Annotated in this window: 22 protein-coding genes; 20 read left to right on the top strand and 2 right to left on the bottom strand. The window is 43.0% G+C overall.

The window, feature by feature from the left end; all coding sequences use genetic code 11:
- Positions 1 to 50: 50 nt before the first annotated feature.
- Positions 51 to 1,742, top strand: coding sequence for an arginine--tRNA ligase (argS, locus tag LA20533_RS07750; RefSeq protein ID WP_056946094.1), 1,692 nt, complete (start codon positions 51 to 53; stop codon positions 1,740 to 1,742).
- A gap of 173 nt (positions 1,743 to 1,915) precedes the next feature.
- On the opposite strand, the gene LA20533_RS08620 is transcribed toward argS, so the two are convergent.
- Complete coding sequence (locus LA20533_RS08620; protein ID WP_156408168.1) at positions 1,916 to 2,083, bottom strand: SPJ_0845 family protein; 168 nt, start codon at positions 2,081 to 2,083, stop codon at positions 1,916 to 1,918.
- 76 nt (positions 2,084 to 2,159) lie between these two features.
- Between LA20533_RS08620 and LA20533_RS07755 the strand changes: the two genes are divergently transcribed.
- From LA20533_RS07755 to LA20533_RS07800, 10 genes are all read left to right on the top strand, one after another.
- A complete protein-coding gene (locus LA20533_RS07755; protein ID WP_056946095.1) occupies positions 2,160 to 3,653 on the top strand; it encodes an ABC transporter substrate-binding protein/permease in 1,494 nt (497 codons plus the stop codon).
- A complete protein-coding gene (locus LA20533_RS07760; protein ID WP_054745153.1) occupies positions 3,640 to 4,383 on the top strand; it encodes an amino acid ABC transporter ATP-binding protein in 744 nt (247 codons plus the stop codon). Before LA20533_RS07755 ends, LA20533_RS07760 begins: the two co-directional genes overlap by 14 nt.
- 104 nt (positions 4,384 to 4,487) lie before the next feature.
- Positions 4,488 to 6,275, top strand: coding sequence for an excinuclease ABC subunit UvrC (gene uvrC / locus LA20533_RS07765; RefSeq protein ID WP_056946096.1), 1,788 nt, complete (start codon positions 4,488 to 4,490; stop codon positions 6,273 to 6,275).
- A 96-nt stretch (positions 6,276 to 6,371) separates the two neighbouring features.
- Positions 6,372 to 7,652: a GTPase ObgE gene (gene obgE, locus LA20533_RS07770; RefSeq protein WP_054745151.1), complete on the top strand. Its 1,281-nt coding sequence runs from the start codon at positions 6,372 to 6,374 to the stop codon at positions 7,650 to 7,652.
- A gap of 22 nt (positions 7,653 to 7,674) precedes the next feature.
- Positions 7,675 to 9,606, top strand: a complete 1,932-nt coding sequence (locus LA20533_RS07775; RefSeq protein ID WP_056946097.1) for an acyltransferase family protein — start codon at positions 7,675 to 7,677, stop codon at positions 9,604 to 9,606.
- Positions 9,607 to 9,623: 17 nt separating this feature from the next.
- Entirely contained in the window at positions 9,624 to 10,553 is a 930-nt protein-coding gene (gene rnz, locus LA20533_RS07780; RefSeq protein ID WP_056946098.1) for a ribonuclease Z, read from the top strand.
- Positions 10,554 to 10,559: 6 nt separating this feature from the next.
- Complete coding sequence (locus LA20533_RS07785; protein ID WP_056946099.1) at positions 10,560 to 11,354, top strand: SDR family NAD(P)-dependent oxidoreductase; 795 nt, start codon at positions 10,560 to 10,562, stop codon at positions 11,352 to 11,354.
- A 3-nt stretch (positions 11,355 to 11,357) separates the two neighbouring features.
- Positions 11,358 to 11,753, top strand: coding sequence for a lipopolysaccharide assembly protein LapA domain-containing protein (locus tag LA20533_RS07790; RefSeq protein ID WP_075362825.1), 396 nt, complete (start codon positions 11,358 to 11,360; stop codon positions 11,751 to 11,753).
- Positions 11,754 to 11,863: 110 nt separating this feature from the next.
- A complete protein-coding gene (gene rpmF / locus LA20533_RS07795) occupies positions 11,864 to 12,049 on the top strand; it encodes a 50S ribosomal protein L32 (protein WP_054745149.1) in 186 nt (61 codons plus the stop codon).
- 59 nt (positions 12,050 to 12,108) lie between these two features.
- The gene (locus LA20533_RS07800) at positions 12,109 to 13,677 is read left to right on the top strand and encodes a bifunctional metallophosphatase/5'-nucleotidase (protein ID WP_056946100.1); all 1,569 of its coding nucleotides are present in this window, start codon (positions 12,109 to 12,111) and stop codon (positions 13,675 to 13,677) included.
- Positions 13,678 to 13,735: 58 nt separating this feature from the next.
- Here LA20533_RS07800 and LA20533_RS07805 read toward each other — a convergent pair whose 3' ends face one another.
- A complete protein-coding gene (locus LA20533_RS07805) occupies positions 13,736 to 13,915 on the bottom strand; it encodes a YjzD family protein (RefSeq protein WP_054745147.1) in 180 nt (59 codons plus the stop codon).
- A gap of 101 nt (positions 13,916 to 14,016) precedes the next feature.
- Between LA20533_RS07805 and LA20533_RS07810 the strand changes: the two genes are divergently transcribed.
- The 9 genes from LA20533_RS07810 (at position 14,017) to LA20533_RS07850 (ending at position 24,358) form a co-directional block, all read left to right on the top strand.
- Entirely contained in the window at positions 14,017 to 17,139 is a 3,123-nt protein-coding gene (locus LA20533_RS07810) for a DNA polymerase III subunit alpha (protein ID WP_056946101.1), read from the top strand.
- A 163-nt stretch (positions 17,140 to 17,302) separates the two neighbouring features.
- Complete coding sequence (gene pfkA, locus LA20533_RS07815; RefSeq protein ID WP_056946102.1) at positions 17,303 to 18,262, top strand: 6-phosphofructokinase; 960 nt, start codon at positions 17,303 to 17,305, stop codon at positions 18,260 to 18,262.
- Positions 18,263 to 18,292: 30 nt separating this feature from the next.
- A complete protein-coding gene (pyk, locus tag LA20533_RS07820) occupies positions 18,293 to 20,062 on the top strand; it encodes a pyruvate kinase (RefSeq protein ID WP_054745136.1) in 1,770 nt (589 codons plus the stop codon).
- A gap of 118 nt (positions 20,063 to 20,180) precedes the next feature.
- Complete coding sequence (locus LA20533_RS07825; RefSeq protein ID WP_054745135.1) at positions 20,181 to 21,062, top strand: S1-like domain-containing RNA-binding protein; 882 nt, start codon at positions 20,181 to 20,183, stop codon at positions 21,060 to 21,062.
- Entirely contained in the window at positions 21,046 to 21,945 is a 900-nt protein-coding gene (gene xerD / locus LA20533_RS07830; RefSeq protein WP_054745313.1) for a site-specific tyrosine recombinase XerD, read from the top strand. The genes LA20533_RS07825 and xerD overlap by 17 nt, the downstream gene beginning before the upstream one ends.
- A 12-nt stretch (positions 21,946 to 21,957) precedes the next feature.
- On the top strand, positions 21,958 to 22,320 hold the full coding sequence (locus LA20533_RS07835; RefSeq protein ID WP_056946103.1) for a hypothetical protein: 363 nt from the start codon (positions 21,958 to 21,960) through the stop codon (positions 22,318 to 22,320).
- Positions 22,313 to 23,044, top strand: coding sequence for a segregation and condensation protein A (locus LA20533_RS07840; RefSeq protein WP_056946104.1), 732 nt, complete (start codon positions 22,313 to 22,315; stop codon positions 23,042 to 23,044). The genes LA20533_RS07835 and LA20533_RS07840 overlap by 8 nt, the downstream gene beginning before the upstream one ends.
- Positions 23,044 to 23,631, top strand: a complete 588-nt coding sequence (gene scpB / locus LA20533_RS07845; protein WP_054745131.1) for an SMC-Scp complex subunit ScpB — start codon at positions 23,044 to 23,046, stop codon at positions 23,629 to 23,631. Before LA20533_RS07840 ends, scpB begins: the two co-directional genes overlap by 1 nt.
- Position 23,632: 1 nt before the next feature.
- Positions 23,633 to 24,358 carry a pseudouridine synthase gene (locus LA20533_RS07850; protein WP_054745129.1) on the top strand — a complete coding sequence of 242 codons (726 nt, stop codon included), beginning with the start codon at positions 23,633 to 23,635 and terminating at the stop codon, positions 24,356 to 24,358.
- Positions 24,359 to 24,374 lie beyond the last annotated feature (16 nt).

The raw sequence follows: 24,374 nt of genomic DNA on the forward strand, positions 1-24,374 counted from the left end.
CTTTTCAATTATTTCAATTGAAAAGGGACTTTTTTTGTATCGGAGGAAGAATGGACTATAAAAAAATTATTGCAGCCGCAGTGTTCGCTGCGACTGACGCAGCATTAAACGAAGAGGAAATCTATCGCTTACTCGAAGTTCCTAAGCAGGAGAATCTGGGAGATTATGCGTTTCCTGCATTTGCATTAGCAAAGACGTTCCATAAGAATCCAGCAGTCATCGCTGAAGAACTGGCGACTAAAGTCAAGTCGGACTATTTCGACCATGTTGAAGCAGTGGGACCATACCTCAACTTTTTCTTGAGCAAGAACGTCGTTTCAAATGAGGTAATTAAGCAGGTTTTGAACGAGGGAGCAGATTACGGTTACTTTGATGAAGGTCATAATGGAAACGTCCCGATTGATATGTCGTCACCGAATATCGCTAAGCCAATGTCCATGGGTCACTTACGCTCAACGGTAATTGGGAATGCGGTTGCTAATATTCTCGCTAAACGTGGCTACCATCCGATTAAAGACAATCATCTAGGTGACTGGGGAACCCAATTTGGTAAGTTAATCACGGCTTACAAGCTCTGGGGTAACGAGGAGGATGTCAAAAAGGATCCAATAAAAAATCTCGTTGCTTATTATGTGAAGTTTCATGAGGAGGATGTTGAGCATCCGGAACTGGATGACGAAGCACGTCTTTGGTTTAAGAAACTTGAGGATGGTGATGAAGAAGCACACCGTCTCTGGAAGTGGTTTAGCGAGGTATCTTTGAAGGAATTCCAACGGGTTTACGATATTTTGGATATTCAGTTTGATATCTATAACGGTGAGGCCTTCTATAACGATAAACTCGACGAGGTAGTTGAGTTGTTGAAACAAAAGAATCTGTTGGAAGAATCTGAGGGTGCACAAATTGTTCGCCTTGACGAATACAACCTTTCACCAGCGGTTATTCTGAAAAGCGACGGTGCTAGCCTGTATATCACTCGTGATTTGGCCACGGCAATCTATCGTGAGCGCGAATTCGATTTCGCCAAGAACCTTTATGTGGTTGGTAGTGAACAGACGCATTATTTCAAGCAGGTCCAAGCCGTACTCCTGAAGATGGGCTTTGAATCGGCTAAGGAGATGCATCATATCCCATTTGGCTTGATTACAGTGAATGGTAAGAAACTTTCGACCCGTTCAGGACGCATCATTTTGCTAGAGGAAGTGCTAAACGACTCAATGGATCTAGCATTAAAGATGATTGAGGCTAAGAATCCTGCACTACCAAACAAGGAGCAAGTTGCACGTGAGGTTGGTGTTGGTGCAGTCGTCTTCAACGATTTGAAGAACGAACGCATTCTTGCAGAAGACTTTAATCTTGAAGAGATATTGAAGTTTGAGGGTGACACTGGTCCTTATGTCCAATATACCCACGCCAGAGGCCAGAGTATTCTGCGTAAGGCGCAGGAACTTGCGATTACTGGGAGTGATTATGCTTTAGACGATGCCAATGCATGGGTGGTCGTTAAACAGTTGGAGAAGTTTCCAGAGATTGTTAAAGAGGCAAATGATCGCTTCGAACCATCAGTCATCGCAAAGTATACTTTGAAGTTGTCACAAGCATTTAACCGTTATTACGGGAACAGTAAAATACTTGCTGATGACGGTGGAATCCACGCGCGACTAGGATTGGTTCAAGCTACAGCCACGGTCCTGAAGGAGAGCTTACGCCTACTAGGAATTAAAGCACCAGAGCAGATGTAAAAAATACTATCTTTTGAATTTTATTTATTAAATTACGTAAAATCGGAAGATAATTTGTTTAAAAAAACAGATTATTTTTCTACCGAAAAGTAATCTGTCTTTTTTTAACCGTTTTTTTCATTAAATTAGCTTTAAACAAAGATAAAACGTTTAATCATTAATTAAATATATTGTTATTTAGAGTTTTTCTCTTGAGTTGCGGTATCTACCTTAGACACGTTCTCAGCGCCTGATAAATCTGCGTTTGGCTTCTCCTTTGGCTTCGATTTATCATCAGGTAGGATGGCAAATTTATCCAGTACCTTCTGGAGCTCGTCGTCTCTTTTAAATGTCAGTCCCATAAATAATCATCTCCTTAGATGAAGTATACGAAAAACATCGTTGAATAACAACAAAATAGGAACAGGAGTAATCACAATGAAACATAAGAAAAATATTTTCACGGGAATTATCATCAGTTTCATCGCTATGATCAGCCTAGCGATTGGGTTAGGTATACAAGTAAATCAGGTCAATGCCAGCACAGTTGCCGAGATTAAGGCAAAGGGCGAAATCGTCATGGGAACCTCGCCTGACTATCCGCCATACGAATTCATCGCTACTGTAGATGGTAAACAAAAGGCGATTGGAATGGACATCTCGATTGGTGAACGGTTTGCGAAGGACCTTGGGGTGAAGTTGGTTATTAAGCAAATGGATTTCGATTCATTACTAGTTGGCCTCGAGACGGGTAAAATCGATTTCTCGATTTCAGGCTTAACCCCCACCAACGAACGGAAGAAGAGTGCTGACTTTTCCAAAGTATACTACCAGGCCGACCAGTACTTCGTGGTGAACAAGAATGATAAAAAGCTGTACAAGAACTTTCATTCATTGGCTGAGAAGAAGATTGGGGTACAAACTGGTAGCTTGCAGTTGAAGCTTGCAAAGGAACAAATGCCTCAGGCCAAGTTGACCCAGATGACTAAGATTACTGACTTAATCCTTGCGTTGAAATCACACAAAACAGATGCATTGCTGATGGAATCAACCGTAGCAATTGCCTATGCAGCACACGATGACAATCTCGCGTACATCAAGAGTGGGTTGGTTCAGGGATCTGACATGGAGGGAACCGCAATCGCCTTCCCGAAGAATTCACCAGAGTTAGTTGCAGCTGCAAACAAGACGATTGACCAGATTCACGAGAAAGACTCGATTACCAAATACTTAGCAGATGCAGGTGATTATTTGAAACCGGCAGCTAAGAAAGAGAATAGCTGGTTAATTGTGGCGAAGTATTGGAAGTATTTTGCTAATGGCTTGGGTTACACAATCCTTGTTACTGTTGTGTCAGCAATCTTTGGTGTAGTATTAGGTATTCTATTCGCACTACTACGGTTAGTGAATAGTAAATTTGTCAATAATATCGTGAAGGCCATCGTTGAATTTATTCGGGGCACTCCGTTGATGATTCAACTCATGTTCGTCTATTTCGGCTTGAGTAAAATGTTGAATGTCGATATTTCACCACTCCTCGCCGGATTCATCGCTGTTTCAATTAACAGTGCTGCTTATGTTTCGGAAATTATCCGTGGTGGTATTAATTCTGTCGATGCTGGTCAGGGTGAGGCTGCACGCTCACTTGGTTTATCGAAGAAGGAGGCCATGCAAAGCATTATTTTGCCACAAGCAATCAAGAATATTTGGCCGGCACTCGGTAACGAGTTCATTTCACTGATTAAAGAAACTTCAATCGTTTCAATTATCGGTGTCAGTGACCTGATCTTCCAATTAAGAGCAGTGCAGGCAGCAACATATCAAGGAATTATTCCAATTGTGATTGCAATGCTCATCTACTTCATCATCACATACGGACTGTCTAAGTTACTTAATTTCTACGAACGGAGAATGAATCATGGAAATAATTAATGTTGAACATCTAGTGAAGAATTTCGGCGATAAAGAGATTTTGAAGGACATATCGGCTACTGTTAACCAAGGAGACGTAATTACTATTATTGGTCCCTCTGGTGGTGGTAAAAGTACATTTTTACGCTGTCTAAACCTGCTTGAGACACCAACAAGTGGTGACGTCAAATTCGAAAATAAAAGCCTTTTGAGCTTGAAAGAAAGTGAATTAAACCAACTCCGTGAGAAGATGGGCATGGTGTTTCAGAACTTCAACCTCTTCAATAACCTGAACGTGCTCGACAACATCACGCTAGCACTCAAGAAGATTAAGAAGATGGACGAGCAGGCTGCGGCTACTGTGGCACAAGAATTGTTGGCTAAGGTCGGCATGGCGGAGTTTGCAGCAGCGTTTTCGAGCTCGTTATCAGGTGGGCAGAAACAACGGGTGGCGATTGCTCGGGCACTGGCGATGAATCCGGACGTGATGCTCTTTGACGAACCGACTAGCGCGCTTGATCCAGAAATGGTTGGTGAGGTGTTGAAGGTTATGCAGGACTTGGCAAAGGAAGGAATGACAATGGTGATTGTCACCCATGAAATGGGCTTTGCGAAGAAGGTTGCTAACCAAGTTTGGTTCATGGATGGAGGAATTATTGCTGAGCAAGGTACACCAACGGATGTTTTCGATCATCCGCAAAATGAACGAACACAGGAATTTCTATCCAAAGTTTTAGATACCAATATGTAGTAATAATTGTTATACCAAGGTTTTAAGCAAACATTATGTTTGCTTTTTTTGTGTTTTTGAATAAAATTAGACAAAGTGAGAATCGAAAAGAGGGGGTGACTAATTTGGCGAGTCAACATATTGAACATAAATTGAGCTTGTTACCTGATTTACCGGGTTGTTACCTGATGAAGGACTTGAATTCAAAGATTATTTACGTCGGTAAGGCGAAAAACCTGAAAAATAGAGTTCGCTCGTATTTTAAGAGTGCGCACGAGGGCAAGACTGCCCACCTAGTCTCAGAAATTGTGGATTTCGAAACGATTGTGACTAGTAGTGATAAAGAGGCTTTTTTGCTTGAGATTACACTGATTCAGAAACACAAGCCTTACTATAATATTAAATTAAAACAAGGAACCGGTTATCCGTACATCAAGATCACGAATGAACGTGACCCAAAGAGCGAGATTACCAGCTACATTAAGAAGGACGGCGGCTACTACTTCGGACCATACCCAAACGTTTATGCCGCACAGGAAACACTCCATTTTCTTCAGAAAGTGTATCCGTTAAGACGTTGTGCCGGACACCTTGGTCGGCCATGCCTGTACTACCATATGGGTCAATGCCTCGGCGCCTGTTTCAAGGAAGTTCCCGTGGAAGAGTACGCTAAGCAAATTAAGAAAATCAAGAGCTTTTTGAATGGCAATGTGGCCGAGGTTAAACGAAAGTTGACGACTGAGATGGCCAAGGCCGCTCAGGAGCTCAGATTTGAACGAGCGGGTGAGATTCGGAATCAACTCCACTACATTGAGGTCACAGTTGAGAAGCAGAAGATTATCTCAAACGACCACACGCCAAGGGATATTTTTAATTTTTACGTCGACAAGGGTTGGATGAGCATTCAAATCTTCTTCCTGCGGCAAACCAAATTGTTGAAACGGGAGAAGCGTCTGTTTGCACTGGCTGATGATACAGATCCGATTGAAGAATTCAGTTCGTTTATTTTGCAATTTTATAATCAAAAGAATCACGTTTTACCAAAAGAGGTTTTGGTTCCGAAGGGATTAGAAAATGGTACGCTGGGTGAAATACTACAGGTACCGGTACACACACCTTCTCGTGGCCAAAAGATAGCCTTACTAGACATGGCCAAGGAAAACGCTCAGTTAGTGCTCGAGGAGAAATTCCGGCTGCTTGAGTTAGATAACAGAAAGACCCTTGGAGCGCAGGAGGAGCTGTTTGCAGCACTCGGTGTGCCCTATGGTCATACGATTGAGGCATTCGATCATTCCCACATCCAGGGAACAGATCCTGTCTCGGCCATGGTCGTTTATACCGATGGTGAACCAGACAAGAGTCATTATCGAAAATTTAAGCTTAAGGGTGAATATGAGCATCAACAAGGTGCTGATGAGGCGGCCAATACGAGAGAGGTTATTCGCCGAAGATATACACGACTGTTAAAGGAACACGCTGAGATGCCCGCACTAATCCTGATGGATGGGGGTGTAATTGAAGTTAATGCAGCCCGCGATGTTCTAGTGAACGAGTTGGGTTTAGATATTCCACTAGCTGGGATGGTGAAGAACAATAAACATAAGACGGCCGAACTGATCTTTGGTGAGCCACTGGCTGTTGTTCAATTGGATGCTAAATCACAGGCGTTCTACTTAATTCAACGGATTCAAGAAGAGGTGCACCGATTTGCCATCACTTTCCACCGGCAGTCACGCAGTAAGAATGCACTGTCCTCGAAGCTCGAGAGTATCAAGGGAATAGGCCCCAAAACTAGGACTAAATTACTCAAAGAATTTGGTTCCATGAAGAAAATTAAAGAAGCAAGTGTGTCTGACTTACAGGAAGCCGGTTTGACTTTACCACAGGCACAGACGATTAAATTAACCCTGTAACAATCTTTGTTTAGAGGGCTTTTATTTTCTCTAAGCAACGAAACAAATAACCTTTATGTGGTATTATAATAACGATAAAGAAGTGGAGGAACATATATGTTTGTTGATCAAACTAAAATAGAAGTTCAAGCAGGAAAGGGTGGCGATGGTGCCATCAGTTTCCGCCGTGAAAAGTTTGTTCCTCTTGGTGGCCCGGCTGGTGGTGATGGTGGTAAAGGTGGCAGCATCATATTTCGCGCAGACGAAGGGCTAAGAACGCTGATGGATTTTCGCTACAGAAGAAAATTCAAAGCTGCAAGTGGCGAAGCCGGCATGAATAAATCAATGTATGGTCGTGCAGCTAAGGATACGGTGATTAAGGTTCCAGCTGGCACAGCGGTTTACGATTTCGATACCAATGAATTGATTGGTGATCTAACTAAACACGGCCAAACGCTTGTAGTGGCTAAAGGTGGTCGTGGAGGACGCGGTAATATTCACTTTGCCAATTCCAAGAATTCAGCGCCAGAAATCGCCGAAAATGGTGAGCCTGGTGAATTTAGAACATTAAGACTAGAGTTAAAGATGATTGCGGATGTTGGTTTAGTCGGTTTTCCATCAGTTGGCAAGTCGACCTTACTATCCGTTGTCACGGCTGCTAAGCCTAAGATTGCCTCGTATCAATTTACAACCTTGACGCCCAACCTGGGTATGGTTCAATTGGACGACGGACGGGACTTCTCAATGGCTGATTTACCCGGATTGATTGAGGGAGCAGCAAATGGTGTTGGTCTTGGAATCCAATTTCTACGCCACGTGGAGCGGACAAAGGTAATCCTTCATCTAGTAGAGATGGATCCAGATAACGGGCGGGATCCTTTTGATGACTATCAGGTGGTCAGAAAAGAGCTTGAGTCATATGATGAAAAAGTTGAAGCCAAGCCAGAAATTATCGTGGCAACTAAGATGGATCTACCAGGAAGTGATGACCGTCTGGCTCAATTCAAGAAGGACCTAGGGGATAAAGAAGTCTTTCCGATCTCTAGTTTGACACATGATGGTGTGTTCCAACTGATGAGCTTAGCTGCAACTGAGCTTGAACAGGTGGAAAATATTGTCGAACCTGAGCCAACTACTGATTCAACTACTAAGGAATATAATTTTGTTCCTAGTGAGCAGAGTTTTAAGGTTATTCGTGTGGGCGAACATGAATTTGAGATTCATGGCGCAGATCTCGAGAAGACCGTTAAGATGACGAATATTAGGCATAATGACGGTATTATGCGCTTAGCTCGCAAGCTTAAAGCTCTTGGTGTTGATGAGGCGCTGCGGGATGCTGGGGCGCAGAATGGCGATGATGTCACGGTTGCAGACTTTACCTTTGAATTTGTTGAATAAAAGAAGAGTTTGAATTTAACTAATGAATCATATAAAAAAACAAAAAAATCGCTATATTACGGGCTATGACGGATTAAGGACATTTGGTGTGCTAGGGGTAATTCTGTACCACCTGAACCCAAATGTTTTCGTTGGTGGCTACCTAGGTGTACCCATTTTCTTTGCTGTGTCGGGCTATCTCGTGACAGATCACATGTTGGCTAGCTATCAGCAGACAGGACACTATGATAATAAAGGCTATTTGCTGCGCCGCATCAAGAAGATTTATCCACAACTATTAACTGTCTTGTTAGCATCCAGTGCCTACATTTTCATGTTCCAGCGAGACCTGCTGGCCAAACTCTACCAGATTTTCATCTCAAATGTACTGAATGTTTACAACTGGTGGCAGATTGCAAACGGTCAATCATACTTTGAACGCTTTGCTGGTCATGAATCGCCGTTTACACATCTCTGGACGCTCTCAATTGAGGGGCAATTCTACCTCATTTGGCCGCTAATTATCTTTCTCCTAGTACGCTATGTTAAGAAACCCGGCAGAATGTTTGGCATTATGCTTGGTGTTTCGGTGTTATCTGCTGCTTTGATGGCTTTTTTATACCAACCGGGAGTTGACACAAGTAGAATCTATTACGGCACGGATACAAGACTATTTGCAATCTTACTTGGTGGTGCGCTTGCGGTTATCTGGCCGAGTACGCAATTACGGACGCATATTGCTAAAAGTGATCGACGCCTCTTAAATACTATCGGAGCCGTTGCTGCACTTGGTATGTTGTTTCTGATTTTCTCGCCAATGATGGATCCGCAAAAGGCTCTAACATACCGTGGCGGGATGTTTATTTTCTCGATTCTAACCGTCATCTTGATTGCTATCGTGGCTCATCCGGGAGCCGACTTTAACAGGTACCTCACTAACCCAATTTTCAAGTGGGTGGGTCAGCGAAGCTATGGAATTTACCTGTACCAGTTCCCAGTAATGATTTTCTTCGAGAATAAAGTCAAGGTGAATCCTTCAAATCAGATCATTGCGCAAATTATCGAGGTGCTGATTATTCTGGTAGTCTCTGATTTAGCTTACAGATTAATTGAACGTCCGCTCGGAAAGGTTACCTGGTCGAAGACCAGGCGTTACATCAAAAATATCTTTGATTTTCATTCACCAAAGATATTCCGTAAAGTTGGCTTCGTCTTCGCTGTGCTAATCATATTGGTCGGTGCGAGTGCAATTATCGTGTCGCCAACCGTGAAGGCTGCTGACCCCAATGACTCGCCGTTAGCTAAGCAGATAGCGAAGAATAAAGCAGAGGATAAAAAGCGGAATTCTGCCTTAATTAGACAGGCTAAGGAAGCTAAAAAGAAGAAAATTAATAAATCGGATCTATATAGGGAAGCCGAGCAGAATGCCAAAGAAAAACCAATTAACCGTGAGTTTGAACCATATGGAATTTCGCAATTGCAACTGCAATTAGCACAGAAGCTGCCGGTAACGGCAATTGGCGATTCGGTAATGGCTGGTTCAAGTAATAATTTGAAGGTTATCTTTCCTCAGATGATTGTTGATGCATCTGTCTCACGCCAGCTCGTCAATTCATTTGACCTGGTTAACTCTTACAAACAAAAGGGTGCATTAAATGATACGGTCTTGATAGCACTCGGAACAAACGGTCCATTTACTAGTGATGATATGGCCCACATGATGCAGATTATCGGCCCATCTAGACGTGTATTCTGGATTAATACTAAGGTGCCACGTCAGTGGCAGGGAGATGTTAATGAACTGCTCACCGAATCTGCTGCCAAGTATAGGAATCTCACCGTCATTGATTGGTACAAGTATTCAGTAAGTCACCAGGATTGGTTCTACGATGATCAGACACATCCAAGTCCTGATGGTTCGAAGTACTACACGGCATTTATTGCAAAAGAAATAATTAAAAATACAAAATTTTAGCTTTGGATGGTTTTAGCATGGAATTGGAATTTTTAGGAACGGGCGCTGGTGTACCAGCGAAGGGAAGAAATACTAGTAGTATCGCATTAAAGCTACTAGATGAATTAAATGAAATTTGGTTATTTGACTGTGGTGAAGCGACCCAGCATCAGATTCTCTCGACCAATATTCGCCCAAGAAAAATCACTAAGATATTCTTGACCCATCTTCATGGTGACCATATTTTTGGCTTACCAGGATTGATTGCATCTCGTTCTTTTCAAGGCGGTGAGGAACCGTTGACCATCTATGGTCCGGCAAAAATCGCTGATTTTGTCAAAACAGCACTCCAAGTTTCTGGTTCAAAACTGAGTTATAAGATTAACTTTGTTCCGCTCGTTGATGATGGTCTCGTCCTCGAGAACGATAGTTTCAAGGTTTATGCACGGAAATTGGAACATCGGGTGCCAAGCTTTGGTTTCCGTGTCGAAGAGAAACCACGTCCAGGTGAGTTACTTATTGATCAGCTTAAGCAATTCGAAATTCCCTCTGGCCCAATCTACGGCAAGTTAAAGGCTGGAGAAATTGTTACGCTTTCTGACGGAAGGGTACTTGACGGGAAGGATTTCATTGGCGTACCAAAGCCCGGTAGAATTGTGACCATCATCGGGGATACCAGACGTAACAAGAATATTGAGCTGTTGGCCAAAGACGCCGATGTGCTCGTGCATGAGGCAACATTTAGCCATGTTGAAGAAAGAATTGCCCATGCGTACTACCACTCTACAACAACGCAAGCCGCGTTGGTGGCTCAAAAAGCCCATGTTAAGAGATTAATTTTAACCCATATTTCTGCACGTTATACCGGTAAAAACGCGTATAATTTACAAAAAGAGGCCCGAAAAATATTTTCTAATTCACAAGTGGCGCGTGACTTTGATATGATAGAGATACCAATGAAAGGATAAATAATTATGGTTGAATCGCTGAGAGATAAGGTTGTTGTCGTAACTGGTGCATCTAGTGGAATTGGGAAAGCCGTTGTCATGCAGGCCGCAGAACGAGGGGCGACGTTAGTTCTTCTGGCTCGTAACAAGGCAAAACTCGAGGAGGTCGCGGCAGAAGCCAGTGCGGTTTCTGGAACTGATGCGTTCATTTTACCGACTGATATCAGTAAAGCTGACGAGATTGATCATTCATTCGCCAAGTTGATTACAAAGGTCAAACGAATTGATGTGCTCGTAAACGCTGCTGGCTTTGGTGACTTCGAGGATTTCTTATCTACTGAACCTAAAGTAATCACGGACATGTTCCAGACGAATGTACTAGGACTCATGTATCTGACCAGACTTGTCGCACGTGTGATGATTGACCAGCAGGATGGACACGTGATTAATATCGCCTCAATGGCGGGGAAGATGCCAACGGTTAAGTCGGCTGCTTACTCAGCAAGTAAGGCAGCGGTGATTAGCTTTTCTGACGTCCTAAGGCTAGAGCTGAAACCATTTAATATTCACGTGATGACCGTGAACCCTGGTCCAGTTTACACAAACTTTTTTGATATTGCTGATAAATCAGGGGAGTATGTTGATAACGTTGAGTGGCTCATGCTCGACCCAGACGATGTGGCGGCAAAGATTGTGGCCAATTTCGACAGTCGGAGAAGGGAACTTAATCTACCGCTTATTTTGGCAATTGCGGCTAAGTTCTACCATTTATTCCCGTCTATCGGTGATTATCTATCTTTAAAGTTTGCGAGTGAGAAATAAGCTATGAAAAATCAAAAGAAACTGGTATTGGGTCTTGTTACCGTGCTACTTGTGGTGGTCTTTGCATTATTGAATACCAACCCAGCAAGCATCAACTTTGGTTTTACGCACCTAGATGTACCGCTGATTCTGTTAATAGTCCTCCTTTTACTAATCGGTGCCGGCGTAGCACTACTAATCGGTCGTGGTGAAGGTGAAGCCGCCAATAATAAAAAGCTGACACAGAAGCTGGCAGAACAACGAAAAAAACTGAGCGAGGAACTGGGACAAAAACGCGCTGAATCAGAGAAAGTCTTGAATGAGCAGATTGCTGAACAGGAAAAGACAATTAGTGAGTTAAAGGCTCAACTGGCTAAATTTGAACAGAACGAAACGGATTCTAATTCACGAAATCAATAAAAATCACTTGCTAATTAGCGGCAGTGATAGTATGATGTATTTCGTGAGTTGTTTATACACCGCTTAGTGATAAGTTTTCACGAAGATTATATAATAAAGGAGTTTTTGACATGGCAGTTCCAGCACGCAGAACATCAAAGCAAAAGAAGCGTCAACGTCGTGGACACATTAAATTGAGTGTTCCTTCAATGCATTATGATGCAACTATCGGCGAATACCGTTTGAGCCACAGAGTTTCACCAAGTGGTTACTACAAGGGTCGTCAAGTTGTTAACGCTGAACAAGAAAACAATTAATTTAGACACCGGTAGGTGTCTTTTTTTAGTTTAGAATAGTAATAATATGTGGTGAGTAAATGAAACTGGCTATTTTAGAAACAAGCGACACACATGGATATATCTTCCCCGGAAATTATTTGGTGCGCGGCGATTACAGCGATTCTTTCGGCTTGTTACGGGCCAAAACCGTCTTTGATCAGGTCTATCACAGTTATGGGCGTGGACAAGTAGTAAGTATCGAAAATGGGGACACCCTACAGGGATCTGCTCTAGCATCATATATGACGCACTTGAGAAGTAGCGCAGCAATTGCGGATTTTCAAAGTGCTTATAATGCACTGGATTATGACTTTGGGGTACTGGGTAATCACGACTTTAATTACGGAACTGAGTTGCTTACGGCAAATTTCGCGGTTGCCAACAGGAAACTGATTAATGCGAACATTATAGATAAATCAACACGCCAGCCATTTATGGGCGAAGAATTTGCGCTGATTGAGCGTGGCGGGCTGAAAATTGCCGTCATTGGTGTGACGACGAAATATATTCCTCATTGGGAGAGCCCAGCGCACATTCATAACTTAGAATTTCTGGATGTGGTTGACACCTTAAAGAGGATAGTTCCACAGGTACGAAAACATGCTGACTTGGTGATTGTCAGCTATCACGGTGGCTTTGAAAGTGATTTAGTAACGGGTGAGCCGACTGAGCGGATAACTGGTGAGAATCAGGGCTACGCGATTTTACAAGAAGTCGCCGGAATTGACGTCTTACTTACTGGCCACCAACACCGTGAGATCGCAACGGTTGTCAATGATGTTGTGGTGGTCCAGCCGGGTTATCAGGCTAAAGATGTCACCATGGTTGAGATAGAGTATGAGTTTGAGGACGGCCAGGCTGTAATCAAGAAAAAAACACCGCAGCTACTTAAAACTGCTAATTATGAGGTGGAGCATAAACTACGTGATCAGCTAACGATGTTTAATGATGCTGTAGAAGATTGGCTTGATAAACCAGTTGGGTCACTCACGGAGCCGCTCAAACTGGAATCTGGTGCTAAAGCGCGCATCAATGATGATCCATATCTTAATTTTATTCATCAGGTCCAGTTAAGTCTCACGGATGCAGACATCTCAGCTGCTTCCATTATCAAAGAAGATGCTCCGGGACTACCTCAGCAGGTTTCTAAGCGGTATCTCTTACTGAATTATCCATATTCAAATCAATTAGTTAAGTTAGAGCTTAGCGGCGCCCAGTTGCGCAGTATTCTAGAATATACCGCAACGTTCTTTGTTAAGAATCAGCGGACTGGCGAGATTTCATTTGCCAAGAAATTCCTAGAACCCAAGTACCAGCTATATCACTTTGATTCCTTCTATCCGATTAATTATCAGATTGAGGTTGATCGACCATTAGGCACGCGCGTCACGCGACTAGAATTTAATGGTCAGCCCATCACAGATCAACAAATATTCACACTCGTGGTCAGCAAGTACCGCGCCATGGGTGGTGGAACATATCCCGTTTATCCCGACTTGAAGATTGTGGCCGAGTACGAACCAGAGATCACCGAGATTATGGAAGATTATCTCAGACACAATTCTCCTGTTAAGGTTGAACGAGCCAAGAACTACAGAATTATATAGTCTGGCCTAACAAAATAAAAAAGTATACAAAAAATTCCTGAATAATTATTCAGGAATTTTATTTTGCCTTAACTGATTTATCCATGATATAAGGGATTACGTTAAAGAACAGGCCGAAGATGGCTCCAATAATAACTGATTGCATGGGGTTGAAATCCATGCTGGTCAATGCTGATGCAATGAAACCAATAATCATTGTAAACAGAATTGCCCAGACTGTTGTGACAATATAGCGCATAATTATATCCTTCTTTCGCTTAGCATCTTACCAAATTACACAGAGCTTTTCAATGTTTAGCATGATGTTGTTTGCTATAATTAAACCTAGAGGTGAATTAAATGGCATTTGTCAGTTTACAAAATATTAGCGCGTATAGCTTGTTGCAGGGTCCTACTACTGTGGCCGATTTGGTTCAGGATGCCGTAGAAAAGGGCTATGATTCAATTGCACTGACTGATTATAATTACACCTATGGTTTCCTGCAATTTAACGAACTGGCACAGGCAGCGGGTATTAAACCCATATTTGGGGTTCAGCTGAGCGTTAAAGGCGTGGTTGATCAATCGGCTAATTTTAACCTGATTTTTATTGCTAAGGACCAGATTGGGTACCAGAATTTACTTAAATTATCGTCATACTCTGCGTTACAAAAGGAACCACAGCCTCTAGACAAGGTGCATAAGTACTTATCCCACCTGTTTATCATTACCCCAGCAAATGCGACCAGCGAACTAGTGTATCTTGATCAGGCGAACCACCAGTTAATTGATACTTATATGCGAGATTTTTTGACGTTAATCCCTACATCTAGCAGTCTCTATTTGGGTGTTTATGCAGCCGATGAGACAAGAAATTATGTGGCTACATTACGCCAGTTAGAGAAGCAGTACGATGTACCACTGGTTGCGCTAGAAGATGTCTTATATCGTGACGACATCAATCAGTTTGAGCGAAAAGTATTGGTAGCAATTGGTGCGAATGACAAGATTGTGGATGCACCTGCATTAGCTAAGATGAAGGGTAGTCATGCGCTACTTACTCCACAGGATGTGGCACAGCGCTACCACAAATTTGAACTCGATGACGCGGTACGCAATACTGAGATGATCGCTGCTGCTTGTAACGTCCAACTTGAACCGGTTAAACGGCGTCTACCAGTTTTTAAACAAGATAAGTTTGCGACATCAAGCGAGTATCTGCTCGACCTAGTTGAACGGGGTCTCCGTTTCAGGTTTAAGAATCAACCCGTGCCAAAGGAATATCGCACGCGAATTCAGTCTGAGTTGGCTGTGATTAATTCAATGGGCTTTGCTGACTACTTCCTCATTGTTTGGGACGTGGTCAGATTCGCCCACCACGAGTACATCATGACTGGCCCCGGGCGAGGATCGGCAGCTGGTTCACTGGTGTCATATGCGTTACAGATTACTGGTGTTGACCCTATCAAGTACGGTCTCATCTTTGAGCGATTCTTGAATCCTGCTCGAGCACAGATGCCGGATATCGACCTTGATCTTCCAGATAAGGATCGTGAACGCGTTTTGGACTATATGTTTACTAAGTATGGCCTAGATCACGTAGCGCAAATTATTACTTTTGGTACATTCGGAATGAAACAAGCGGTACGCGATACGGGACGAGTTTTTGGTCAAAGTGAATTCGAGATGAAACGGTGGTCTGAGGCATTAGGCCAAACAGGTGAGCAGACTTTGAGTGCGGCGTTTGCCAAATCAAAAAAACTCCAAACGATCGTCAAGAGTTCACCGCAGAATCAGCTGATTTTTGATACGGCCCGCTTGATTGAAGGACTACCGCGGAACAGTTCTACGCATGCTGCCGGCATCGTGCTTACGGATGGGTCACTAGTAGAGACCGTTGGGCTACAGGCCGGTAGCACCAATTCAATCCCGCTTACTCAACAAACGATGACTTTTGTTGAAAAAATCGGGCTTTTGAAAATTGATTTCTTAGCATTAAGTAACCTAACACTATTAGATAGTATTGTGCAGTCAGTGAAGCAAAACGGTACTAATATTGTCTTAGAGAAGATTCCACTTGATGACAAGGAGACACTGGCACTCTTTGCGCGAGGCGACACCGAGGGAATATTCCAGTTTGATAATACCGAGGACGTTAAGCGGATGCTCCGCCAAATTAAGCCAGATAGTTTTCTCGATATTGTAGCAGCAAACGCGTTGAATCGTCCCGGTCCTTCGGTCAATATTCCGCATTTCGTCGCGCGTAAGCACGGGCAGGAGCAAATCAATTACCTCGATCCAACTTTAGAGCCTTTTCTTAAGGAAACATACGGCATCATGCTTTACCAAGAACAGGTAATGCAGGTGGCACGTGTATTTGCAGGTTTTTCACTGGCTGATGCGGATCTGTTGCGGCGTGCAATCTCGAAGAAAAAGGTCGCGTTATTAGAGGAGCAGAAACAGAAGTTCATTCGTGGTGCTGTTGAACGCGGACACGCTAAAAAGATTGCCGTCACCGTTTTTGAATATATCGAGCGATTTGGTGGCTACGGCTTCAACAAGTCTCACGCAGTGGCCTATAGCATGCTTGCCTTTTGGCTTGCTTATTTTAAGGTGCATTTTCCCGGTGATTTCTACGCCAGCCAGTTGAATTTGAATCAGAAGAACTTGGTAAAAAGTAACCTGTATATGAGCTCAGCCCAATATCAAGGAATTAAGTTGGCAGGGCCAAATATAAACACAAGTGGGATATCCTACATCTATAGTGCAGGTGTGATTTCAATGGGTCTGACGTCTATTAAAGGGGTAGCGCTAAATCTCGTAAAGGACATTATCGCTAAAAGACAGGGCACGGCGGGGCCGTTTCGTGATTTAACGGACTTTTTGCAAAGAATTGAACCGCAGTTTCTCCGAGTGGAGGTAATTGAGAATATTGTTAAGTCTGGTGCATTCGACGAGCTGGCTCCAAACAGGCATCAGCTATTGAACAGCGTCTCGGATGCGGTTCAAGCAATCAAGCTCTCGGGGAACAATACGTCCATCTTCGATATATTAGAGCCCAAACTAGAGGACTTACCAGATTTCGATCTGAATGAGAAGTCGGCAATGGAGGAAGAGGTCCTTGGTATCAGCTTTAGTCAGAACTTGTTAATTGATGCACAAAAGTATGCTCAAAAACTGAATGCTGTTACGTTTGACAAGTTGGAAATTAATCAGATGCAGCTGATAGTTGGGAAACTACTTAAATATCATCAAATCCTAACTAAGAAAAATGAGCAGATGGCGTTTCTAACGTTCACAGATGGGATTAATCAGCTAGAAGTGACCGCATTTCCACAGATTTATCGGGATATAAAAGCCGAGCTTTCTGAACAGCAAGTTTATCTATTACGGTTGAAAACCCAGGCCGATCGGTACGATATTCACGCGCAGCAACACATTTTGAACAACCTGAAAAAATTTAATTTTTCAAAGAAGGATTAACACTAATGATAGTTAAAATGTGATGAAATCATGAAAGCGAAATCATGAGAAAAAGTTTACAAACTCCGAAATATCACGGTTTTTTAAAGACTTTTCGGCAGATAAATGATATCATTAACACCGTTGTGAGTAATAAAAAAAGAATAATATTTGAGGTGAATTCATGAAACGGATAGGTATTTTAACTAGTGGTGGCGACGCTCCTGGTATGAATGCAGCCGTCCGCGCCGTAGCTCGTAAGGCGCTCGACTCAGGATTAGAGGTTTTCGGGATTAATTATGGTTATGCTGGACTAGTTGCTGGAGATATTTTCCAAATGACTTCGGCAACCGTAGCTGACAAAATTAATCGTGGTGGAACTTTCTTATACTCAGCCCGGTATCCAGAATTTGCTCAGGTTGAAGGTCAACTTAAGGGGATCGAACAGCTTGAAAAGTTCGGGATTGAAGCACTTGTAGTAATTGGCGGAGATGGTTCTTACCATGGAGCATTGCGTCTAACTGAACATGGTTATAACGCAATCGGCTTACCTGGTACCATCGATAATGACGTTCCTTACACAGACTTCACTATCGGTTTTGACTCTGCCTGTCGTACTGCGATTGACGCCATTGATAAGATTCGTGACACTGCTTCAAGTCATCAACGTGTATTTATCGTTAATGTCATGGGAAGAAATTGCGGTGATATTGCAATGTGGGCCGGTGTTGCAAGTGGTGCAGACGCAATAGTGATTCCAGAACGTGATTATGACATGCAGGAAATCGCTGATAACCTTAAGCAAGGCTTAGCAAACGGCAAAAGTCACGGAATCGTTGTATTGGCTGAAGGTGTAATGTCAGCAGAGAAATTCAAAGATGAATTGTTGAAGTACGGCGATTTCGATGCTCGTGCAAATACTTTGGGACACATGATGCGTGGCGGTTCACCTACCACACAAGACCGTGTGTTGGCTACCAAACTTGGCGTTCACGCTGTTGAGTTGTTGCTCGATGGTAAAGGCGGTCTTGCTGTTGGAATTGAGAACAACAAGATTACTAGTCACAGTATGCTTGAACTCTTTGAAGAGAAGCATCATGGTGATATGTCACTGTATGACATGAATAAGGTTTTGGCTAAATAATATCTGTAACTTAAAAGGAGATTTTCGAATATGAAAAGAACAAAAATTGTCAGCACATTAGGACCCGCAAGTAATGACCTTGCAACCATCAAGTCATTAATCGAAGCAGGTGCAAATGTTTTCCGTTTCAACTTCTCACATGGTGACCATGCTGAACAAGCTGAAAGAATGGAACTTGTAAGACAAGCCGAGAAGGAAACTGGCAAGCTTGTTGGTATACTACTTGATACTAAGGGTGCAGAAATCAGAACTACACCTCAAAAAGATGGCAAGTTCGAGGTTGAAACTGGCCACGTACTCCGGATTTCAATGGATGACACTCTTGAAGGTACTCCAGAGAAGATTGCAGTTACTTATCCTGGACTATACGCTGATACTCATGTTGGTGGACATGTGCTCATCGATGATGGTTTGGTTGATCTTTTGATTACTGAAAAAGACGAAGCTAACCGCGAATTAGTTACTAAAGCACAAAACCCTGGCTTAATCGGTTCACGGAAGGGTGTTAACGCACCTGGTGTTGAGATTCGCCTCCCAGGAATCACCGAAAAAGATGCCGATGACATTCGTTTTGGTATTGAGCAAGGTATTAACTTTATCGCGGCTTCATTCGTAAGAAAAGCACAAGATGTCTTAGATATCCGTGAAATTCTTGAAGAAAAGCACGCTGAGCACATTAAGATTTTCCCTAAGATTGAATCACAAGAAGGTATCGACAACATTGACTCAATCTTGAAAGTATCTGACGGTTTAATGGTTGCTCGTGGTGACATGGGTGTGGAAATTCCTTTCGTGAACGTGCCATTTGTTCAAAAGGACTTAATCAGAAAGTGCAACGCACTTGGTAAGCCAGTTATTACTGCTACCCAAATGTTGGATTCAATGCAAGAAAACCCACGTCCTACACGTGCTGAAGTAACTGACGTTGCTAACGCTGTGATGGATGGTACTGATGCAACTATGCTTTCTGGTGAATCAGCAAACGGTGACTACCCATATGAAGCCGTTAAGGCAATGAACGACATCAACTTGCGGACTGAGGAACAGATGGACCAAAGAAATACTTTAGCTCTGCAACGATTTGAAGACTACTCAGGTTCAAATGTGACCGAAGCCGTTGGTGAGTCAGTTGTCCGGGCTGCAGAAGAACTTGGTGTGAAGACAATTATTACAGCTACTAACTCTGGTTACACAGCAAGAATGATTTCTAAGTACCGTCCCAGTGCTGATATCGTTGCCCTTACTTTTGATGAAAAAGTTCAACGTTCATTAACTGTTCAATGGGGTGTTTACCCAGTCTTGACTAACCGTCCTTCATCAACTGATGACATGTTCGACAAAGCAACGGAAGTTGCTAAAGAAACTGGTTTAGTTGAAGATGGCGATCTAGTAATCATCGTTGCCGGCGTTCCTGTTGGTGAATCTGGTACAACTAACGTGATGAAGCTTCAATTGATTGGTTCTAAGTTGGCGCAAGGTATCGGTGTTGGCGAACAATCAGTAATTGGTACTGCTTTAGTTGCAGATAACGCTGATGATGCTAATAACAACATCAAAGATGGTGACATCCTCGTAACAAAGACAACTGATAAGGACTACCTGCCTGCAATTAAGAAGGCAAGTGCTTTAATAGTTGAAAATGGTGGTTTAACATCACATGCTTCAATCGTTGGTATCTCACTTGGCATTCCAGTCGTAGTTGGTGCTTCAGAAGCAACTACTAAGATTAAGAATGGTGAGAAGATTACCGTTGATTCACGTCGTGGAGCAATCTACCGTGGTGAAGCTGTTAACATGTAATTCACGCATTCGCTAAATAGTCAGCTCGATTGAGCTGGCTATTTTATTTTGTCCTCGAATACTCTATAATTAAGGGTTATAAGGTCAAATCAAACTTAAACGAAATTAAGGTGGAAACTTGTTAGGACAAATTGTTAATGGAAAAGTTATAGATCTAAATCAAGAGGCGTTTTTCGTCCAGACTGCTGGCATTACTTTTTGCCTTGCTAAAAACGCGGTTGCGACCGACGAACGAATCCTTGAGCTCGGAGATACGGTACAGGGATTTGTCTATGAGAATCGTGAACGTGAGATGGTCATGACCCAATATTATCCACGGGCACAAGTTGACCAATATGGCTGGGGAACGGTGACTGACGTCCGCAAAGATCTCGGCGTATTTGTTGATATCGGCTTACCTGATAAGGACGTTGTGGTTTCACTCGATGACTTGCCGCTAGATCACCCGAAATGGCCTAAAGCAGGTGACCAGCTCCTGGTTGCCTTAGAGGAGGACCATAAGAATCGGCTCTGGGCCAAACTAGCTGACGATGCAATTTTTCAACAACTTGCCGTGAAATTTCCGAAGGGAATGGAGCACAAAAATCTCAAAGTTACCGTTTATGCAAGTAGATTTGTTGGCGCTTTTGCCTTATCAAGTGACTACTATCTGACTTTTATTCATGAATCTCAATTACTCCAAGTTCCACGCTTGGGTGAAGTTTTAGAGGCGCGGGTAATTGGCGAAGGCAGTCATGGTCGACTCAATCTGAGTACTTTACCGCAAAGCTTTGAGGTGATTGATGACGATGCGCAGATGATCTTGATGATGATCAAGCGCACAGCAGATAAAACACTACCATTTGCGGATTCTAGTGCGGCGGAAGATATTAAACAGCATTTTGGAATTAGCAAGTCTAGCTTCAAACGGGCCATCGGGCACCTATTGAAGAATAGATTGATCACGCAAGATAAAGAGAAGCATGAGATTAAGTTAGTTGACCATGACGAAGCTGAATGAAATTATCGCTGATTACCTACGATTTGCCCGCTTAGAACGCGGATTATCCCATAATTCAATCGTCGCGTACCGCCAGGATTTGACAGAGTATACCAATTTCTTGGCTGGTCAAGGGCTTACCACCTTTCAGGTACCGGCAGTCACCATTGACTACTTCTTAGCGACGCAACGTGACCAGCAGAAGAAAACAAGTTCCGTAAGCCGCATGATTTCGGCTCTTAGAAAGTTTTACCAGTGGTTAATCAAAGAGGAAATCGTGGAGATTGATCCCATGCAAGAGATCGATTCACCGAAACACGAACGACATTTACCGGTTGTGCTCAGTGTTTCCGAGGTTGAACGACTGATAGAACAGCCCAATACTACAACCTCTCTTGGTTTGCGTGATCGTGCACTCCTCGAGCTTCTATACGCTACAGGTATGCGGGTCTCCGAGATTATCAGTTTAAGTATGAGTAACCTACATCTGGATCTTAAATTAATTAAGGTTCTGGGTAAGGGAAACAAAGAACGGCTGATTCCCGTTGGTAACGTCGCCTTGTTCTGGCTACAGAAGTATCTCAGTGAGGTCCGTGAACGCCAACTATTAGACGCTGGGATTGCCACCGATATTGTTTTCTTGAACGCCCGGGGTCGAAAGCTTACCCGTCAGGGAGTCTGGAAGAAACTGAAGACCTATGTAACTAGTGCCGGGATTACGAAAGATGTGACGCCACATACAATGCGGCACACTTTTGCAACTCATTTATTGGAAAATGGCGCTGATTTGCGTGTGGTGCAAGAATTACTGGGGCATAGTGATATCTCGACTACCCAAATCTACACGCACGTCTCGCAAAAACGCCTGCTGGAAGTTTATCAAGAAGCTCATCCTAGAGCATAGACAGGGATCAATATGCTTTATAAGTACAAGAAAGATTATGAAAAAATAGTAATGGGCTTTCTATCTTACCTGACTGATTTCAAAAATATTCGAAATTTAAAGGATGAGATGAAGCTCTATAATCAAACTGATGAATACCAAATATTTCTCTACCGACCAGAGCCCGATCAAGATTTTGTTGGTATTGTAGGTATTCAAATGACGGAGCAATTTGTCATGCTGCGGTATATTTCGCTTGCACCTAATTATCGTGATCAACAAAATGAGTTTAATTTGTTAGCAGATTTGGCACATGCCTTTCCAAACGACGAGGTACTGGCAACGCCTGAGTACGCTCGATTATTAAGTGACTTCACGAGGCAGAACCATGGATAACCTGGAACTTAACTTACCCAACTTTGAGGGGCCACTAGATTTGCTCCTCCACCTGATTAAGTCACAGAAAATCGATATCTACGATATTCCAATTGCACAAATTACACAGCAGTATCTAAGCTATCTTAATCAGATGAAACGAATGAATTTAAACCTGGCGGGGGAATATTTTGTTTTGGCATCGACACTGCTACGCATTAAATCATCCGTCCTTTTACCCAAAAACGACTTTGTTGAGGGTGAATATGATGAGGATGTGGACCCTAGACAGGAACTGGTCGACCAGCTGCTACAGTACGAGTTATTTCAGAAGGTGGCGGTATTTCTCAAAGAGCGAGATTTAGAGACACCAAAGGTGCAGTCCAAAGAGCCCACCAATCCACCAGATAAACTATTGAAGCCACTGCCAGTCGGGGTGGTGACGTCGACGGATCTGAGTAATACTTTTGCACAAATTATGCAACGCTATCAGTTACGGCGTCCGCAAATTGGGACGCTAACGATTAGTGAGGCCTCGGTCGAGTTTCAGGTGGACTACCTCAAGCAGATGTTTGAGCAGAAAAGCAGTTTAAGCTTCTTTAACTTGATTGAGAATCAGTTAGACATCAACTATGTGGTAGGATTATTTCTGGCAGTACTCGAGTTGGTCAGCAAGAAGTTTTTGATTGTTATCCAACACAATCAATTTGCTGATTTGATTTTACAAAAAAATGAGGATGCTTAATGTCAAAGGAAACTGAATTAGAAGCTTTATTGTTTGTTAGCGGTGATGAGGGACTCACACAGGCGGTCATCAGTGAGGTCCTGGGTATTGCACAGCCAGCGGTGCGTCAATTAATTGAGCATCTAGAGAATCGCCTGGATAACGATGATAATAGCGCATTACAGATTATTAAAATCAATAATACTTATAAAATGACGACTAAAAGCAGTGTCAGCGAAGTTGTTGAGAACTATTTCCAAAAGGATCAGTCTAACTCACTTAGTCAAGCGGCACTTGAAATATTAGCGATTGTCGCTTACCGACAGCCAATTACGAGAGTAGAGATTGATGATGTAAGAGGTGTAAGTAGCAGCGGAGCATTGCAGACGCTGATTGGTCGTGGTCTAGTTACTGTGGATGGTAAGAAGGATGTAGTTGGTCACCCAAATTTGTATGTGACCACGAGCTATTTTCTACAGTATTTTGGCTACGAATCGTTGCAGGAACTACCTATTTTAGAAAATTTTGATGATGATTTCGATGAGAAGGGTCAAGTTGATCTTTTTCAAAGAAATGAAGTAGAATCCCCCATAGAAGACGAGGAATGAGATGGAAGAAAGACTACAAAAGGTGATTGCGGCTGCGGGCGTTACATCTAGACGAAAGGCCGAGAATTTGATTCTTCAAGGACAGGTCACGGTTAACGGAGAAGTAATCAAGACCCTGGGTGTAAAAGTGAGTGCAGATGACAATATTGAGGTAATGGGTGTACCAATCAAGAAGGAGCGACACCATACCTTTCTGCTCTACAAACCAAGGGGTGTTGTCTCAACGGTGCGAGATGACAAGGAACGAAAAACCGTGATTGATTTAGTGCCCGAGCCATACCGTCTGTATCCAGTTGGCCGACTAGACTATGATACCTCCGGTGCATTATTGTTGACTAATGACGGTGAATTAGCTAATCTCTTAATGCACCCAAAAGGTGAGGTAGAGAAGCAGTATACGGCCAAGGTGCAAGGAATTATCCTAGACAATTCCGCTGAGGTGAAACAGCTGCGCCGTGGTGTGCTGGTTGACGGTAAGAAGACGGCACCAGCAAAGGTCCGCGTCGTTTCCAATAATCATGACCACAACACCAGTGTTGTCTCATTGATTATTCACGAGGGACGGTATCACCAGGTCAAGAAAATGTTTCAAAAGATTGGTCATCCGGTACTGAAGCTAAGTCGTGAACGCTATGCATTTCTCGACTTACAATCTTTGATGGCTGGTCAATACCGTGAACTTTCTAAAACAGAGGTTGCTAAATTACGCGAACTTGTTGTAGAATGAAAGCGTAATCAAATAT

Origin of the sequence: Amylolactobacillus amylophilus DSM 20533 = JCM 1125, from assembly GCF_001936335.1 — a bacterium.
Taxonomy (GTDB): domain Bacteria; phylum Bacillota; class Bacilli; order Lactobacillales; family Lactobacillaceae; genus Amylolactobacillus; species Amylolactobacillus amylophilus.

What these genes read in the sequence shown, in the direction of transcription:
- xerD (WP_054745313.1), top strand. Translation starts at nt 21,046, where the DNA reads ATGACGAAGCTGAATGAAATTATCGCTGATTACCTACGATTTGCCCGC.
- obgE (WP_054745151.1), top strand. Translation starts at nt 6,372, where the DNA reads ATGTTTGTTGATCAAACTAAAATAGAAGTTCAAGCAGGAAAGGGTGGC.
- LA20533_RS07850 (WP_054745129.1), top strand. Translation starts at nt 23,633, where the DNA reads ATGGAAGAAAGACTACAAAAGGTGATTGCGGCTGCGGGCGTTACATCT.
- LA20533_RS07760 (WP_054745153.1), top strand. Translation starts at nt 3,640, where the DNA reads ATGGAAATAATTAATGTTGAACATCTAGTGAAGAATTTCGGCGATAAA.
- pfkA (WP_056946102.1), top strand. Translation starts at nt 17,303, where the DNA reads ATGAAACGGATAGGTATTTTAACTAGTGGTGGCGACGCTCCTGGTATG.
- scpB (WP_054745131.1), top strand. Translation starts at nt 23,044, where the DNA reads ATGTCAAAGGAAACTGAATTAGAAGCTTTATTGTTTGTTAGCGGTGAT.
- rnz (WP_056946098.1), top strand. Translation starts at nt 9,624, where the DNA reads ATGGAATTGGAATTTTTAGGAACGGGCGCTGGTGTACCAGCGAAGGGA.
- rpmF (WP_054745149.1), top strand. Translation starts at nt 11,864, where the DNA reads ATGGCAGTTCCAGCACGCAGAACATCAAAGCAAAAGAAGCGTCAACGT.
- LA20533_RS07805 (WP_054745147.1), bottom strand. Translation starts at nt 13,915, where the DNA reads ATGCGCTATATTGTCACAACAGTCTGGGCAATTCTGTTTACAATGATT.
- LA20533_RS07790 (WP_075362825.1), top strand. Translation starts at nt 11,358, where the DNA reads ATGAAAAATCAAAAGAAACTGGTATTGGGTCTTGTTACCGTGCTACTT.
- LA20533_RS07840 (WP_056946104.1), top strand. Translation starts at nt 22,313, where the DNA reads ATGGATAACCTGGAACTTAACTTACCCAACTTTGAGGGGCCACTAGAT.
- LA20533_RS07835 (WP_056946103.1), top strand. Translation starts at nt 21,958, where the DNA reads ATGCTTTATAAGTACAAGAAAGATTATGAAAAAATAGTAATGGGCTTT.
- pyk (WP_054745136.1), top strand. Translation starts at nt 18,293, where the DNA reads ATGAAAAGAACAAAAATTGTCAGCACATTAGGACCCGCAAGTAATGAC.
- LA20533_RS07775 (WP_056946097.1), top strand. Translation starts at nt 7,675, where the DNA reads ATGAATCATATAAAAAAACAAAAAAATCGCTATATTACGGGCTATGAC.
- LA20533_RS07810 (WP_056946101.1), top strand. Translation starts at nt 14,017, where the DNA reads ATGGCATTTGTCAGTTTACAAAATATTAGCGCGTATAGCTTGTTGCAG.
- LA20533_RS08620 (WP_156408168.1), bottom strand. Translation starts at nt 2,083, where the DNA reads ATGGGACTGACATTTAAAAGAGACGACGAGCTCCAGAAGGTACTGGAT.
- argS (WP_056946094.1), top strand. Translation starts at nt 51, where the DNA reads ATGGACTATAAAAAAATTATTGCAGCCGCAGTGTTCGCTGCGACTGAC.
- LA20533_RS07800 (WP_056946100.1), top strand. Translation starts at nt 12,109, where the DNA reads ATGAAACTGGCTATTTTAGAAACAAGCGACACACATGGATATATCTTC.
- LA20533_RS07755 (WP_056946095.1), top strand. Translation starts at nt 2,160, where the DNA reads ATGAAACATAAGAAAAATATTTTCACGGGAATTATCATCAGTTTCATC.
- LA20533_RS07785 (WP_056946099.1), top strand. Translation starts at nt 10,560, where the DNA reads ATGGTTGAATCGCTGAGAGATAAGGTTGTTGTCGTAACTGGTGCATCT.